Source organism: Alkaliphilus transvaalensis ATCC 700919, assembly GCF_000621485.1.
Lineage (GTDB): Bacteria > Bacillota > Clostridia > Peptostreptococcales > Natronincolaceae > Alkaliphilus > Alkaliphilus transvaalensis.
Genome location: NZ_JHYF01000001.1, coordinates 398,558 through 415,096, shown reverse-complemented (window position 1 = coordinate 415,096; position 16,539 = coordinate 398,558). Strand labels below are relative to the sequence as shown.

20 protein-coding genes are annotated in these 16,539 nt (G+C 34.6%); all 20 read right to left on the bottom strand.

Annotation, left to right across the window (positions count from 1 at the left end; translation table 11 throughout):
* Positions 1-13: 13 nt before the first annotated feature.
* The 20 genes from T335_RS0101900 to T335_RS0101805 all read right to left on the bottom strand — a co-directional run bounded on the left by T335_RS0101900 (position 14) and on the right by T335_RS0101805 (position 16,538).
* On the bottom strand, positions 14-1,165 hold the full coding sequence (locus tag T335_RS0101900; RefSeq protein WP_026476039.1) for a 1-deoxy-D-xylulose-5-phosphate reductoisomerase: 1,152 nt from the start codon (positions 1,163-1,165) through the stop codon (positions 14-16).
* A 143-nt stretch (positions 1,166-1,308) separates the two neighbouring features.
* Positions 1,309-2,100: a phosphatidate cytidylyltransferase gene (locus tag T335_RS0101895; protein WP_026476038.1), complete on the bottom strand. Its 792-nt coding sequence runs from the start codon at positions 2,098-2,100 to the stop codon at positions 1,309-1,311.
* Between the two features lie 12 nt (positions 2,101-2,112).
* On the bottom strand, positions 2,113-2,868 hold the full coding sequence (locus T335_RS0101890) for an isoprenyl transferase (RefSeq protein WP_330371159.1): 756 nt from the start codon (positions 2,866-2,868) through the stop codon (positions 2,113-2,115).
* 45 nt (positions 2,869-2,913) lie between these two features.
* Entirely contained in the window at positions 2,914-3,102 is a 189-nt protein-coding gene (locus tag T335_RS0101885) for a PASTA domain-containing protein (RefSeq protein WP_026476036.1), read from the bottom strand.
* A gap of 2 nt (positions 3,103-3,104) precedes the next feature.
* Entirely contained in the window at positions 3,105-3,662 is a 558-nt protein-coding gene (gene frr / locus T335_RS0101880) for a ribosome recycling factor (protein WP_026476035.1), read from the bottom strand.
* A gap of 20 nt (positions 3,663-3,682) precedes the next feature.
* On the bottom strand, positions 3,683-4,390 hold the full coding sequence (pyrH, locus tag T335_RS0101875; RefSeq protein ID WP_026476034.1) for a UMP kinase: 708 nt from the start codon (positions 4,388-4,390) through the stop codon (positions 3,683-3,685).
* A 227-nt stretch (positions 4,391-4,617) separates the two neighbouring features.
* Positions 4,618-5,268, bottom strand: coding sequence for a translation elongation factor Ts (tsf, locus tag T335_RS0101870; RefSeq protein WP_026476033.1), 651 nt, complete (start codon positions 5,266-5,268; stop codon positions 4,618-4,620).
* A 78-nt stretch (positions 5,269-5,346) separates the two neighbouring features.
* Positions 5,347-6,045, bottom strand: coding sequence for a 30S ribosomal protein S2 (gene rpsB, locus T335_RS0101865; RefSeq protein WP_026476032.1), 699 nt, complete (start codon positions 6,043-6,045; stop codon positions 5,347-5,349).
* 169 nt (positions 6,046-6,214) lie between these two features.
* On the bottom strand, positions 6,215-6,697 hold the full coding sequence (locus T335_RS0101860; RefSeq protein WP_026476031.1) for a hypothetical protein: 483 nt from the start codon (positions 6,695-6,697) through the stop codon (positions 6,215-6,217).
* 10 nt (positions 6,698-6,707) lie between these two features.
* Complete coding sequence (locus T335_RS0101855; protein WP_026476030.1) at positions 6,708-7,154, bottom strand: DUF6115 domain-containing protein; 447 nt, start codon at positions 7,152-7,154, stop codon at positions 6,708-6,710.
* 12 nt (positions 7,155-7,166) lie between these two features.
* Positions 7,167-7,499 carry a hypothetical protein gene (locus T335_RS0101850; RefSeq protein ID WP_026476029.1) on the bottom strand — a complete coding sequence of 111 codons (333 nt, stop codon included), beginning with the start codon at positions 7,497-7,499 and terminating at the stop codon, positions 7,167-7,169.
* A gap of 11 nt (positions 7,500-7,510) precedes the next feature.
* A complete protein-coding gene (locus T335_RS0101845) occupies positions 7,511-9,364 on the bottom strand; it encodes a FapA family protein (RefSeq protein WP_051569082.1) in 1,854 nt (617 codons plus the stop codon).
* 37 nt (positions 9,365-9,401) lie between these two features.
* Positions 9,402-10,127 carry a FliA/WhiG family RNA polymerase sigma factor gene (locus T335_RS0101840; RefSeq protein ID WP_026476027.1) on the bottom strand — a complete coding sequence of 242 codons (726 nt, stop codon included), beginning with the start codon at positions 10,125-10,127 and terminating at the stop codon, positions 9,402-9,404.
* Positions 10,128-10,166: 39 nt separating this feature from the next.
* Positions 10,167-10,655, bottom strand: a complete 489-nt coding sequence (locus T335_RS0101835) for a chemotaxis protein CheD (RefSeq protein ID WP_026476026.1) — start codon at positions 10,653-10,655, stop codon at positions 10,167-10,169.
* Positions 10,656-11,273: a chemotaxis protein CheC gene (locus T335_RS0101830; RefSeq protein WP_026476025.1), complete on the bottom strand. Its 618-nt coding sequence runs from the start codon at positions 11,271-11,273 to the stop codon at positions 10,656-10,658. It lies immediately after the preceding gene.
* A gap of 15 nt (positions 11,274-11,288) precedes the next feature.
* Positions 11,289-11,735, bottom strand: a complete 447-nt coding sequence (locus tag T335_RS0101825; protein ID WP_026476024.1) for a chemotaxis protein CheW — start codon at positions 11,733-11,735, stop codon at positions 11,289-11,291.
* Positions 11,736-11,747: 12 nt separating this feature from the next.
* A complete protein-coding gene (locus T335_RS0101820) occupies positions 11,748-13,823 on the bottom strand; it encodes a chemotaxis protein CheA (RefSeq protein ID WP_026476023.1) in 2,076 nt (691 codons plus the stop codon).
* A gap of 1 nt (position 13,824) precedes the next feature.
* Positions 13,825-14,976, bottom strand: coding sequence for a protein-glutamate methylesterase/protein-glutamine glutaminase (locus T335_RS0101815; protein WP_026476022.1), 1,152 nt, complete (start codon positions 14,974-14,976; stop codon positions 13,825-13,827).
* On the bottom strand, positions 14,977-15,630 hold the full coding sequence (locus tag T335_RS0101810; RefSeq protein WP_026476021.1) for a flagellar brake protein: 654 nt from the start codon (positions 15,628-15,630) through the stop codon (positions 14,977-14,979). It abuts the gene before it with no gap.
* An 11-nt stretch (positions 15,631-15,641) separates the two neighbouring features.
* Complete coding sequence (locus T335_RS0101805; RefSeq protein WP_026476020.1) at positions 15,642-16,538, bottom strand: MinD/ParA family protein; 897 nt, start codon at positions 16,536-16,538, stop codon at positions 15,642-15,644.
* Between the last annotated feature and the right edge of the window lies 1 nt (position 16,539).

The window sequence follows — 16,539 nt, the reverse complement described above, 5'->3', positions numbered from 1 at the left end:
TACATTACACCACCTATCTTAATTGACTAAGGATCCAATCACGAACCCATCGATCTACTTCAAGGATCTCATCTATATTTTTATATTGAAATACTTCATGTTTATTCATGGCTTTCTCGATATATTTAGGTATATCGTAGAATCCAATTTTATCTTGAAGGTAATAATCAACCAAAACTTCATTTGCACCATTAACAATACAAGGCATCGTACCTCCTATCCTGAGGGCTTCATAAGCTAAGGCTAAACAAGGAAATTTATCAAGATCGGCTTCATAAAAGCTTAATTGGCCAATTTCCTTTAAATTAAGCTTAGGAATATTCCCCTTTAAACGTTTAGGGTAAGTAAAAGCATACTGTATTGGTAGCTTCATGTCTGGCAGCCCTAACTGGGCCATTACCGATGAATCTTCCATCTCTACCATTGAGTGAATGATACTTTGGGGATGCACTACTACATCTATTTTATCCACATTTACATCAAATAACCACTTTGCTTCAATGACTTCTAACCCTTTGTTCATCAAGGTAGCTGAATCTATTGAGATTTTTCTCCCCATGCTCCAATTAGGATGTTTTAATGCTTCATGAAACTTAACATCTATTAAATCCCGCTTTTCACGCTCTCGAAAAGGCCCACCCGAAGCTGTTAAAATAACTTTAGATATTGTATTTGATGCTTCTCCCTGAAGACACTGGAAAATTGCCGAATGTTCACTATCTACAGGAATAATTTTTACCCCATACTTTTTAGCCTCTTCCATAATTAAGGCACCTGCAACAACAAGGGTTTCTTTGTTGGCTAAGGCAATGTTCTTCCTAGATCTTATAGCTGAAAGTGTTGGTAATACGCCAATACTACCTACCACAGAATTCAGTACAAGATCAGCCTCATCCAGGGTAGCTGTTTCTATTAACCCCTCCATCCCCGACACAATCCTAGTTCTTGACCCTTTTATTCTTTCCTTTAATTCAAGAGCCTTTTTCTCATCATAAACAGCTACAAGTTTAGGTTGAAACTGTTTTATTTGTAACTCTAAATCATCAATACTACTCATGGCAGCCAATCCGATAATTTCAAATTCATGTGGCTGTTCTGATACGACTTCCAATGCCTGCTTACCAATAGAGCCTGTTGACCCTAATATGGTTATCCGTTTTGTCATTCCTTCACCCCACTCTTAGCTAAATCTAATTAATAATCCTGTATCTGCAAAAGGATAAAAATACAAAAGGGAAATCATGCCTTAAGGTTTAAAGACCACAATTTCCTAGTATTTGAAAATAAGCATGCTGAAAGCCTGCTTATTTAATGAACATTATTAATCATAAAAATTAGAAAATAATACACGACTGGTGCTGTAAACAAAATACTATCAAAACGATCAAGGGCCCCACCGTGGCCAGGCATTAGGTTGCCAAAATCTTTAATTCCTACGTATCTTTTGATACTAGATGCACACAGGTCTCCAATTTGAGCTAAAATGCTGGCAGTAAAACCCATAATAATTATAACTAATAAATGTTCTCTCAAAAATAGATACCCAAAAACACCAGAAGCTAACACCGCACCTAGGGTTCCTCCGATGGAACCTTCTATTGTTTTTTTAGGGCTTATATTAGGACATAATTTATGCTTCCCAAAGAAGTTGCCCGCAAAATATGCAAAGGTATCTGTACCCCATGCTGTTATAAATATTAACCAGATAGCTATATTGTTTTCTTGTCTACTTATTAATATAACATGACCTAATAAAATAGAAACATAAATAATTCCATAGATTGTTGTACTGATATCTATAATATTATATTTCTGTTGGGTTAATGGTATGATACTTAGCACTAAGGTTGCAACTACTAAAATAAACAGCAGTAAAGATTGGTTAAAGGAAAAATAAAACTGACTCAAGATTCCAATCGTTGCTATAAACCCAACCCATGAAATAGGATTTACATCTTTATGCTTTACTGCATTATAAAATTCGTGAAGTCCTATTAACGAAACAATCATAACAGATAGATACAAAACTACTCCACCATAATGTACGATCGCCAATAGAAAAGGTATTCCAACAATAGCACTTATTATACGTTTTAACATGGAGTTCCCCCTCTAAACCTTACCAAATCTTCTTTCTCGATTCTGGTAATCTTGTATAGCTTCAACTAAATCTTTACCTTTAAAGTCTGGCCAATAACAATCTGTAAACCAAAACTCTGTATAGCTTAATTGCCATATCATAAAGTTACTCAATCGACACTCTCCGCTGGTTCTAATTAATAATTCAGGTTCTGGGATTTCGGCTGTGTCTAAATAATTAGCTATTAATTCTTCATTGATTTCGTCGGTTGTTCTATTCCCTGCTACAATTTCACTGGATATCTTTTTAAATGCTCTAACTAATTCATCACGTCCACCGTAATTTAAAGCGATATTAACCCTTAGTCCAGTGTTATCCTTCGTTAATTCCTTTACCTTTTCAACTTCCTGTTGCAGGTCTCTTGGTAAGCGACTTAAATCTCCAATGGTAATAATTTTAACGTTATTCTTATGGAGTTCTTTGGCTTCTTTTTTTAGATATTCTACTAGGAGTTGCATAATTGAAGAAACCTCGTCTTGTGGTCGACTCCAATTCTCGGTTGAAAAAGCATATATTGTTAAGTATTTAAGGCCAATAACTGCCGCCGTTTCAATTACGTCTCTCAAAGCTTCACCACCTGCTCTATGACCAAGGGATCTAGGTAGTTGCCGCTTCTTTGCCCATCTACCATTGCCATCCATTATAATGGCAATATGTTGGGGTATATTTTCTGAGTCTAAGGAATAATCTACCTCTTTACTCTTTCCAAACAACTTCATTATGTCCATTCTCGTCTTTCACCTCAATCATTTTAAACCCCCAAATAAGGGGGCTTAAAAAAATGATATTATCAATTCAATTTCATTAGCTGTAAGGATTTTTTGGCGAACTACCCTTACATCCTCTGTTTTTTCGAAACTTTTTCCATAGGATTCTACTACGTTTATTTTCACATTCAGATCCTTTAGAATTGAAACAGCCTCTTCAACTGGATAAGCTACTAAATCTGGAATATGGTTCAAGACTATACCTCCAAGAGTTCTTTTTCTTTCTTTACTACTAACTCATCAATTTGTTGGATATACTTATCAGTCATTTTTTGAATTTCATCTTGCGCTTTTTTCAATTCATCTTCTGTTAACTCTCCATCTTTTTGCATCTTTTTAAGTAAATCGTTGCCTTCTCTTCTCTCATTACGGATGGCAACTTTACCATCTTCGGCAGTTTTCTTAACTAGTTTAGTCAAATCTCTTCTTCTTTCTTCCGTTAATTGAGGAATGTTAAGTCTTATTACCTTACCATCATTAGAAGGGTTAAGACCTAAATCAGACATTTGAATTGCCTTCTCTATACTTTGCATACTTGAACGATCATAGGGTTGAATTAAAAGTAATCTAGGCTCAGGAGCAGTTACAGAAGCTAATTGCTTAACAGGTGTAACGGTTCCATAATAGTCAACGGTTAACTTATCAAGCATAGCTGGATTCGCTCTCCCTGCCCTAATTGAACCTAAATCATCTTTAATAACACTAATTGTCTTTTGCATTTTTTCTTCTATTACTTGATGAATCTCTAAATACATATAATCTCCTCCTTTTATCATTAACTAATATATGTACCTATTTTTTCTCCTAGGGCAACCTTTTTAATGTTACCTGGCTCATCGATTCCAAAAACTTGGATAGGTATCTTATTATCCATACAAAGGGATGTAGCAGTTGAATCCATAACTTTTAAGCCTAATTTTAAAACGTCTATATAAGACAATTCATTAAACCTCTTAGCTGTAGGAACAATATTAGGGTCTGCATCGTAAACCCCATCTACTTTTTTTGCTAGTAAAATTACCTCAGCTTCAATTTCTGCAGCCCGTAAAGCAGCGGTAGTATCAGTTGAAAAATATGGGTTACCTGTTCCAGCAGCAAAAATAACTACTCGGTTTTTTTCAAGATGACGAACTGCTCTTCTTCTAATGTAGGGCTCTGCAATTTGTCTCATTTCTATAGCAGTTTGCACTCTAGTTAATACATTTATATTTTCTAAAGCGTCTTGTAATGCCAAGCCATTAATAACTGTTGCCATCATTCCCATGTAATCGGCAGTAGTTCGATCCATACCTTCCCCACTACGTCCTCGCCAGAAGTTGCCACCTCCAACAACGATGGCTATCTCTACGCCCATTTCCGATAATTCTTTAACTTCATTAGCAATCCGATTGATGGTGTCTGTATCTAATCCAAACCCTTGTGGCCCTGCTAATGATTCTCCGCTAATTTTTAATAAAACTCTTTTATATAGAGGTTTTATCATCTTCAAATCCTCCATTCTATTTATTTCTACAGCTAGACTAAAAATCCTTTTTTTTCTATTTTTATTATAAACAATATTACAGCTCCCATACTATAGGACTGATACAATATGAAAGCTATTTTAATATATGATAGAAGTCGTTTTTAATATATGATAATATAAATTTTATTATTATCTCCAGAAGCTTATGTTATAAAGGAGAACACATTGTGTTCTCCTTTGATTAATTATTGTTGGCCAAGTTGCTTTGCAACTTCTTCAGCAAAGTTTTCTTCTTTCTTTTCTAATCCTTCTCCTACCTCGAATCTAGCGAATCTTCTAATGCTTAAGTTTTCACCAATCTTAGCAACTTTTTCAGTTAATAATTCTCCGATAGTTACATCAGGGTTCTTTACAAAGGTTTGCTCTAATAAACAAACTTCTTTATAGTATTTTTCAATTCTTCCTTCAACCATCTTATCTACAATCTTTTCTGGCTTGCCTTCATTTAAAGCTTGTTTTCTTAAAATTTCTTTTTCTTTTTCAATTTCAGCTTGTGGAACTTCTTCTTTACTTACGAACTGAGGATTTGCAGCAGCGATTTGCATAGCAACATCCTTAACAAAATCTCTAAATTCTTGGTTCTTAGCTACGAAGTCAGTTTCTGAGTTAACTTCAACTAAAACACCAATTCTACCACCATGTATGTATGATTCAACTAAACCTTCCGCTGCAACTCTACCAGCTTTTTTTGCAACAGCTGCTAAACCTTTTTCTCTTAAAATTTCAACAGCTTTATTCATATCACCGTTAGCATCTGTTAATGCTTTTTTACAATCCATCATTCCTGCACCAGTTTTTTCTCTTAGTTCTTTTACCATTCCTGCAGTTATACTCATTTGTATGCCTCCTCATATAATATTATTAAAGGTAAGGGAGAAAGGGAAATTCCCTTAAACCCTTACCTCCTTTAAAGTCTACTCTTCAGTTTGAGCACCTTGCTTACCTTCAATAACAGCATTAGCCATTGTAGCAGTAAGTAACTTTACAGCTCGAATTGCATCATCATTACCAGGGATTACGTAATCAGCTTCTTCTGGATCACAATTAGTATCTACAATTGCGATTACTGGTATACCTAATTTGTGAGCTTCTTTGATGGCAATTCTTTCTTTTCTTGGATCTACCACAAAAATAGCTTCTGGAAGTTCTGTCATATCTTTAATTCCGCCTAAGAACTTTTCAAGTTTTTCCATTTCATGCTTAAGTTGGATTACTTCTTTCTTAGGAAGTACATCGAAAGTACCGTCTTCTTCCATTCTTTCTAACTCATGTAAACGATCAATTCTGTTTTTGATAGTGTTATAGTTTGTTAACATACCACCTAACCATCTTTGGTTTACATAGTACATACCGCATCTTTTAGCTTCTTCTTCGATAGCTTCTTGAGCTTGCTTTTTAGTACCAACGAAAAGAATCGTTTTACCTTCAGCAGCGATTTCCTTCATAATTTGGTAGGCTTCTTCTACCTTCTTAACGGTTTTTTGTAAGTCGATGATGTATATTCCGTTTCTTTCTGTGAAGATGTATTCTGCCATTTTAGGGTTCCATCTTCTTGTTTGATGTCCAAAGTGAACACCAGCTTCTAATAATTGTTTCATTGAAATAACTGACATTTCTTCTACCTCCTTAGTTTATCCTCCACCCTAATCATATTTACCTAGAACCTCTCTTTGAGGCACTTCTAGATAAATCATAGGATGTGTGTTTTCTCACCTTAAGTATTTTAACACACTGTTGCCTTTGAAGCAACAAAAATTTAAAAATATTTTTGAATTGCGTTATTTACTTGATGATTAGTATTTCTAGAATCTCATCAATCGTACTTCCTATTGGTATAAGTTTTCTTCCAGCAATAAACTTTCTAGTATAATTTTTTTCATGGGCTAATTGAATAAAATCGTCGGGGTCACTAATTAACCCTTCTGCCCATAAAAGATTAGCAATACTATTGGTATTCATACCCGATGAGATAATGATTCTAGCCATTGACTCTTCATCATTGATATCGTCATCATCATTGATGTCATCATCTCTATTCTCAACAAAATTCTCTTCTTCAATACCATCATCTTCATTTTTTTTACCATCATTTAAATTATTCTTTAAATCCTCAATTGATTGTTCTAAACCACTACTAGCGATTACTTCATGGTTTGGCGTTAAAGATGCTGCATTTTTTGCATCCCAGAGGAAGTTAAACGAAGCTGTGATAATCATACCGATGCCAATCCCCATTATTAAGCTTTGGATACAAAATTTCTTCAAGCCCTTCACCTCATTTAATCATTTTAATAACCATTTCTACTTCTCTAACACTCTTATTTAAACTTCGAGCAATCTCTTCCTTCGATTTACCTTTTTGATACAAACTAATAATATCTTTATTTTTTTGCATAAATAAATTGTAATTAAGAGAGTGTTCAAAATTCTCCCATTGGTGATTTGGGTCTATTGACTCTTCTACCCTATGGGGGAGTTGTCTTAATCTGCTTAGTTCATCTTTAATGGAAACGATTTCCTGATTTAATGCATTGATTCCTTTGATCATCTTTTCTTGATTGATAGAATCCTGCGGGTTATAATTGTTGTTCTGATTCCCTAATCCTACAATCAATTGAGATTCAAAGTCTTCATCTTCTTTGCTGTTATTCTTAAAAACAAGAATTAATGATATGATAACTATGATACAACCTAGTAAAACTATTGCTATATTATAATCCATAGTGCACTCCTTTTAAATCATAATATCAATTTTTAAACCTCTATGGTCACAATTTTTAGGAGAAGATTCACTGTCACAATTACTTTGCTTTTCTTGATGATGGTTAGCTTCTGAACTCTCCCCATCAGAACCTCCCTGTTGCTTTTTATCTCGGTTATTGATGGTTTTCCCCTTAGATTCTTCAGAATGAGTTATACGTTTTTGGTTACGTTTCACTTCCACCTGCTGTTGGTGCTGAACACTATGATTAAAATCCTTCAATTTATTTAAATCACTTTGTTTTGTCTTAGATTCATTTACAGTATTAGCATAAGTTAAGTGAAAGTCTATAGGTTTAATGGACATTTAAATTCCCCCTATTTTTCAAATGGTCCAATATAAATTTCTCCATCCTTTTTAGATAAGGTACAACATGTTGACTCATCATAAAAGTATCTTAAAGCATTTGAAATGATGACTTTAACTCCTGGATAAATTCTATCCTCAACGTGAACTTTACCCATAGAAAGATTTTGAATTCGTTCCTCCATCAATTGTAGTTCTTCATGTAATAGATCATACTTCTTTTTTAAATATTCGTAGGTCTTAATTGATTTAATTAAAATCTCTTCTTTACTTTGGGGTAATGGCGTAATCTTAGCTTGTCGATTTAGAAGATCAATTGTCTTTTTAAGATTTTCACAATTCTTCTGTAGTTCTAATGCCTCGCCTTTAAGCTCTTCATACTTATTTCTAATTTCTGGGTCTACACCTACCTCCAGTTTTGTTAGGGTCCCCATATGGGAGCCAACAACCCTAGCTCTAATCTCTTCAGATGCCCTAATTTCTCCACCCACTACAAGGGATTTTTTCCCTGCTAGGATAATTTTCCCCTTTGCCACTACATCGCTATGGAGTATAAAGTCGGCAGTGATATCTCCGTCACACTTAATTTTGGAATTTTCTATATATTTTGCCACTAAATTGCCCTCACATTCTAAATAGGCTGCATTGTTTCCTTGAATCCCTCTATTTAGTATGATATTACCTTTTGAAATTAATGTAGCACCTTCCACAACCCCATTAACTTCAATATTACCTTCAGCAGAAATTTTAAAGCCAGACCTTACATTACCATTAACAATTACCGTACCATTAAAATTAATATTGCCTGTAGAGTTATCAACATTGCCCTGTATTTGATATACCTCACTTACAGTTACTTTACCATCATCAATACGAACCTGTCCATCTATGGCTGCATACAGTTTTAAACCATCGTCACTTTCAGTTGTATTCTTTCCTTTTTTAAACTTTCCTTCTTTGCCTTTTTTAGCTGGCACCTCGACTCCCATTACATTAATTCCTGGAACGCCATCACTTGGGGGAAGCACTTCTACTAAAAGGTCCCCTTGTTTAACATTTTTAATAATATCTAAATGTTTAAAGTCTACTGAACCATCTTCTAAAACAACTGGTTTATGCTCTTTAGATGGGTTAAAGTGATAAATTACTTTCCCATCAATTCCATCAATAGGGGCTCTTCCTTTGGCAATAGGTACATAATGATCTGTATGTTTTAATTTTACTAATCTACTTAGCTGTTCTTCATCTACACCATAATTAATATTGTTATCGATAAGTTCTTGCTTTAAAGTTTCTAAGGTAAAATGATTCCCCCCCAAGGCTTTTGTAATATATATGCTAACCTCCATTTTATCCTTAGAGAATTGGGTTTTTAACGTGCTATCTACCAACACTTCCTGTTGATTTGGAGCTATTCTATATTCCCTTCCCTTCTCATGAACGGCTAGGGTTGCTTGTACTAAATCATAATCTTTTACCTGCTTATCCTTTAAATATTCTAAAATATTTTGAGTTAGGTCTTGGTCCTTTACCTTAGGGTCTTTTATAACACTTAAATACAAACCATCCTCTCGGTAGGTTAGAATAAAGTCTTCCTTCTCTTGATGGATATTTGGGTCTAACTCAATGTTGTCAACTAATATTGGCTCAATCTCTTCTAAAAAAGCTTCAGCAGGTTCTTCCTTAACTTTTTTTACAGTTGGTATAATTTTTAGTTTTGTGCTTCCCCTTCTAAACATAAAAGATTTCTTTTCCTTTAGTACCTCTACAGCCACTTCATCTTTAGTCAACGAAAGCTCTTGCAAGGCTTTATTCAACGCATCATCGTAGCTATCACCTTCGAAAATATAGAACTCCTTTAACATGATAATCCCCCCTTTTGTATAAGTCAACCTTGATCATTTAAAGCAAAAACTTTGACTTCAGCCTAGAGATGGCCTTTGTATGAAGCTGTGATACCCGTGATTCTGAAATACTTAATACAGCACCAATCTCCTTATAGGTTAATTCTTCATAGTAATAAAGCGTAATGACTTGTTTTTCTCTTTCTGGTAACTTATCAATACTTTCATGCAAGGTTTCATAGGATTCTTTGTTGCATATAATACTTTCTGGGATTAAATCCTCTTCACTATGGATATTATTAATATTATTTTCCATAAGCTTTTCTTCTAATGATATAATTTGCAAATTATTAACTTGCTGTAGGATGGATTGAAATTCTCCCAAGGAAAGACCCATCTCCCTTGCAACTTCTTCATCAGTAGCACTTCTACCTAAAATCCCCTCAAGTTTTTGATAGGCTCTATCCACAGCTTTAGATTTTTGCCTAATAGACCTTGGTACCCAATCTAGGTTACGTAGTTGATCGATTATTGCACCTCTGATACGGATCTGGGCATAAGTTTCAAATTTAACGCTCTTTTCTAATTCAAATTTATCTATAGCGTCAATTAGTCCAAAAATACCATAGCTAACAAGATCATCATATTCAATATTTGACCCATAGGTGGTATATAGCCTACCAGCCACTATTTTAACAAGTTCGATATATCCTTCTATGAGGGCTGTCTTAGCTTCAATATCTTTATTTAGCTTATATTTTTGCCATAGGGATAGATATTTCATAGTGACCTCCTGGGCTTTAAAAATTGTGTAGTAATTAGATTAGATAATTTTAATTCCATGACCAATGGTTTTTACTTGTAAGTCTCCATTAACTGAATAAAATTCAATTGTTCTACCATGATTCCCACCTGTATCTTCTGCGAGTATAGGGATATTCAGCTTACCAAGGATCTCTTTGGTTGCTACAGTATTTCTATATCCTATTTTCATTAGGTCACTACTGCCATTTCCAAAGCTGAACATTTGTGACCCCCCAGTAATTTTAGCTGTCATCCTTGACATACTGGCTCCCTGTTTAATCATTTCATCAATCATTATTTCAATAGCTGTATCAGCAAATTTTGCTTTGTTAGCATTGTTTTTAATCAATGTGCTATCAGGCAACATAATGTGGGCAAGTCCTGCTATTTTCTTTAAGTTATCATATATGGCTATCCCTACACAAGATCCCAGTCCCAATGTCGTTAGTGCATCTGGTTCTTTTACAACTTTTAAATCAGCCATTCCTACCTTAATCATATTTTGCATCTATCTATACACTCCCAAACTAGAAAGTAATTTCTCAAAGGAATCTGTATCAGGCATTAAGAAGAAATTTCCTTTCACTAGAGTATCTCCCTCTGTTAGTACAGTTTCAATTAAAAGTACTTTATCAAAGGTTTGAGAAAACTGTATAGCAGGAACACTTAATATAGCGCCAGCCATATCTATGCACAAGGAAGGAACAGAAAGTTTAATGTTAAGTCCAGTTAAAGCAGATAAAGAACAAATATAAGAGCCTGATAATATATTTCCTATTTCTTGAAGGGCAGAACGATCCATCTCATCTAATTCACCAGTATGTTCACTTCTTCCCATTAACATACTAGTTAAAATTTTAGAAGAGGAAATATCTAAGAGAAACATGATATTTCCGTCAATATCTCCTTCTACTTGAAAATAGATGCCTGCCACTACCATTTCTTCTCCACCTAATACACCACTAACGTCATCAAAGGAGAGCAATCTCACGTTAGGTACATCCATATCAATTCTCTTTTGAATCATTTTAGCTAATGCCGATGCAGCGTTCCCTGATCCTATGTTCCCAATTTCCTTAAGAACATCAATATACATATTATTCATATCTTCTAACGTAAAGCCCATCCTCTCCACCACCTTTTAATTATTTTCTAATTCTACTCCTAATATTTTGTAGATATCTAAAATGATAATCATGCGCTCATTAATTTTACCAATACCGTTAATGTAGTCATCTTCGAAAGTATTTACCAAGCTAGATGTGTGGTCAATAGCTTCATTGTCAATTGTTAAAACTTCTGATGAACTATCCACTAAAATACCAACTATCATTTCATCTACTGAAAGAATGATAATTCTTGATTCATCTGTAATCTCTTTTTTAGATAACTGAAATCTCTGTCTTAAATCAATTACAGGAACAACTTCACCCCTTAGGTTAATTACTCCTTTAAGATAAAAGGGAGCATTAGGAACTCTTGTAATCTCAGAAATTCTTTCTATTGTTTCTACATAATTTATTGGTATACCATAATTCTCGTTTTCTAAACGAAATATTACATATTGATTATTTGTTAGATTACTCATTGTTGTCCCCCCCTAAAAAAATGAATTTGTATCTACGATTAACGCTACAGAACCATTACCTAAGATTGTTGCTCCTGCTATTCCTTTAATATTAGACAGGAACTTACCTAAAGATTTGATTACAATTTCCTGTTGACCAATTAGATGATCTACGACAATTCCTACTGTTTTATCACCCTTCTTCACAATTACTACTACATATTCTTCATCATTTTCAGTAGTAGATGTACCGTGGAGAAGATTTGATAACTTTAATATTGGTAAAGTTGTGTTACGATATAAAACAACTTCATTGTTTTGTACTTTACGGATGGCATTTGATTGTATTGTGGTAATTTCTTTAATAGTGTTTAGTGGTATTGCATATTTTTCAGGTCCTACATTTACTAGTAATGCCTGAATAATTGCAAGTGTTAGAGGTAGGCGAATCGTAAATTTACTTCCATTACCTGCCTTAGTATCCACCTCTACTACACCACCAAGGGACTCTATTTTTGTCTTAACAACATCTAAGCCTACACCCCTTCCAGAGATGTCGGAAATTTTATCGGCTGTACTAAAGCCTGGGTGGAAAAGAAGTTGAATAATATCTTTATCTTCCATGATTTGACTCTGTTGTGGTGTAATAATGCCTCTTTCAAGTCCTTTATTTTTCACCTTTTCTATATTGATCCCTCTACCGTCGTCTTCTACTTCTATAACAACGCTGTTACCATCTGGATATGCAACCAGTCTAACCGTACCATTCTTTGGCTTGTTATTGTTTAATCTAGTTTCTGGATCTTCTATCCCATGATCAATAGAGTTTCTAATAAGATGGATTAGTGGATCGCCAATTTCATCAATAACCGTTCTATCAACTTCTGTTTCTTCCCCACTTAAGAATAAAGAAATATCCTTTCCTAATTCTTTAGAAAGATCACGAACCATCCTTGGGAAACGATTAAATACTCTTTCAATTGGTACCATTCTAACCTTCATTACGGCATCATGAAGACTAGTTGTAATTCTTTCTAGATATTCAATTGCATCATGCATATTTTGGCCGGTAGCATTTGTATTGCTGGCACCATCGATATCCTCTAACCTTGTTTTAATGATAATTAACTCACTAACAAGGTTCATGAGGTTATCTAAACGATCGATATCTACCCTAACAGTTTTACCTGTTTTGCCTCTTTTATTTTTAGTTTCTTCGTTTTTATTAGCTGTTGGAACTTCCTCATTATTTTCTAATGTTAGTAATTTTTCAACTTTATTTTCATCTGCTTCTTCTATGGATATTTCTTTATTTACTGAATAATTTTCTTTAAGAGAAATAATATCAAAGGCTTCAATTTCTGAAACATCCTTCAACTCTTTACTTAATAATGAAGCATCTGCCTTCGTAACTAAAATCAACTCAAAATCTAAGTCAAATTTTTCATCCTCTAAATCTTCAATACTGGGATTAGAATAAACAATTTCTGAAACCTTCTCTAACGTATTGATTATGATGTAGGCACGGGCAGATTTCAACATGCATTTAGGGTTTAATGCTACTTTTACTAGATATGGGTTTAACTCATTTTGAATGGCCTTTACAATGACATTGTGGACAAACTCATTTACTTCAACACTAGACCCTTTAGCAGACATTTCCACCTCTTCAAGTACACAAGCAACCTCTTCTACACTGGCAGCGACCTCATCAGGAACATAGGCTTTCCCATCCCGGATAGCTTCTAGTTCTTTCTTTAGTTCTGCAGACGTATCTTCTCCTTCTGACCCTTGAGTCTCAATGTGATTCACGTAACTTTCTAGTTCATCGAAACACTTGAAAAGGATATCAATAATATTACCATTAACAGTAATTTTACCACCTCTAATTAAGTCTAATACGTTCTCCATTTCATGGGTTAGGTGGGCAATGTTTTGGAATCCCATAGTACTTGACATTCCCTTAATGGTGTGGGCAATTCTAAAAATTTCATTAAGCATATTCATATCATCAGGGTTGTTTTCCATTTGAAGCAGTATTTGATTCATGTTTTGCAAATGTTCCTTCGACTCTTCAAAAAATATATCGATATATTGATTCATATCCATATTACAGCACCTCCAGCCTATTTAATATTGATTTATGAATATTCTCTAATGGAATTACTTCATCTACAACTCCTAATCGAACAGCATTTTTCGGCATCCCATAAACAACACAGGTTTCCTCGTTTTGGGCAATTACAAAGGCATTTCTTGTATCCTTTAATGATTTAAGGCCCTTAGATCCATCGGCCCCCATCCCTGTCATAATCACACCGATAATAGGTCTATTTCTAATTACTGTTAAAGACTCAAACATGGCATCGACAGAGGGTCTATGGCCAGAAACAGGCGGACTTTGGGAAAGCTCTATATATAAATCTTGATTATGTCCTTCTCTAACACCTAAGTGGTAACCTCCAGGGGCAATATAGGCAGTTGATGGAAGAATGATTTCTCCATTTTCTGCTTCCTTAACATGAATTTCTGACAAGCTATTTAATCGGTTGGCTAATGACTTTGTGAATCCAGCAGGCATATGCTGAACGATTAAAAAGGAAGCTTCTACTCCAGCAGGAATTAAAGGAATTACTGATTGAAGTGCCCTTGGCCCGCCAGTTGATGTACCAATTGCAACCAAAGGTATATTAGAGGATCCCTTCATTACTCCTATGGGATTATTCTTTGCCTTGGCTTCATTCTTTACCTTGGTTTCATTCTTTACTTTTGCTTCATTTTTTACCTTGGCTCCATTCTTATCTGTTTCTACAAAGGCGGAAGTATCAATTACTGTTTGTTTCTTTTGTTTTAACTTTACGCTTGATGCCACTTGAATTTTTTCAATAAGCTCTTTTTTTACTGCATCGATATTAATTGAAAAAACACTGGAGGGCTTTTGTATAAAGTCAACTGCTCCAGCTTCGAGTGCCATTATGGTGGCATCGGCTCCATCAGAAGTTAAACTGCTGAGCATAATCACTGGTAGGGGTGCTTCAGACATGATTACTTTTAAAGCCTCTAACCCATTCATGATTGGCATTTCAACATCTAATGTTACAATGTCTGGTTTTAACAACTTAATCTTCTCTACCGCTTCTTGACCATTTCTTGCAATTCCTATTACAGATAAAGAGTCTTGGTCCTTCAGCATATCTGAAATTACCTTCCGCATAAAGGCAGAATCATCAACAACCAATACTTTAATTTTTTCTTGTATCATTTATATCAGCCCTTTTTTTCTAAGTAGACGCTGGCGTTCGAAAATAAATGAAATGATCTTACTTCGAACTGGCTCCTGTATACCTCTATAACTTATTCCAACAACAAATTCATTTTTCTGAGGGTCTTTAAAGCATCTAATTACTTCTCCAGCTACATCTATGATCTCCTTTGAGTCATCATGTAAAAAAATCTTACAATCAATTCTACACCCAATGGGAAGGGGTTCTTTAGTGTAGACCTTTACTCCACCACCACTTATATCCTTAGTAACTCCTTCAATTTGGATGGGTTCATCCCTTAATTCAATCAAGACTTTTCTAACTATGTCTAGACGATAATAATATCTTCTTTGTATTTTTTCTGCTTCCCCTATAGGGGTTATCTCGTAGGTGGTAAGATTTTTATTTATTTTCTTTTTTACTTCAGCTACAAATCTGAAAATCCCTTTGTCTTCTCGATTAAAAATAATTCTAATACGTTGACCTGGATAGAGGGGATAGGAAGCCCCCTGTTTTATTGGATTTATAATGAAAACACTACCTTCCTTAACATCTATTACTTGACTTACAATAGTATAATCGTTATCTTCTGAATTTTCTCGTGGCAGTATTTCTAACTTAACTCCAACCTTCAGCTCCGATAATACATCCATCTCCTTCACTCCTATCTGAATAGACTGATCACCTTATTAAAGAATCCTTTGGTGGTCTGTTCTACATCATTTTCAATTTGATCATTCGTCAGTTTATTAGCTATTAACTCGATATTTTTACTAACGGGACTATTGGGAAATTGAATAACAAATGGCTGCTGAAGCTTTACTGACCTGCTAACATGAACATCTTCCATTAAATATCCAAGTTTTTCAAGTTTTACATTAAGAAACTTATCACTGGCATTCTTTAATTTCTCATAGGTCATCTTACCTTCGTTAATACTTTCAGCTCTATTCACCAGCAATTTTAATTGCTTTCCTTTGTCATTTAATCCAATTGTCTTAATCATTGCATAGGCGTCGGTTATGGCGGTTGGCTCTGGCGTACAAACAACAATCACTTCATGGGCTGCTAATACAAATGAAAGAACAGATTTTGATAGACCTGCCCCAGTATCAATTAAGATAATGTCTGCATATTCATTGATGGCCTCAAACTTATCTATTAGGTTAGTAATTTGCTGTTGTGACATATCAATCAAATCTAATAATCCAGACCCTCCCGAAATTATTTTAATACCATTTGGTCCTGTCACCATTACCTCATCTAGTTCTTTATCTCCACGAATCACATTCAGAAGAGTATATTTTGGTAGAACCCCTAGCACAATATCGACATTCGCTAATCCTAAATCTGCGTCAATGACAACTACTTTTTTGTTTTGCTTACTTAATGCAATTGCTAAGTTAAGGGTAAAGTTGGTCTTTCCAACCCCTCCTTTTCCACTAGTTACACATATTATTCTAGCTGAAGGGGTTGTTTCCCTGCTTTTTTCAGCAATACTATTATTAAATATTCTTTTTTGATTAATTATTTCTCTTAATCTAGAGGCTTGGTCTTGCATT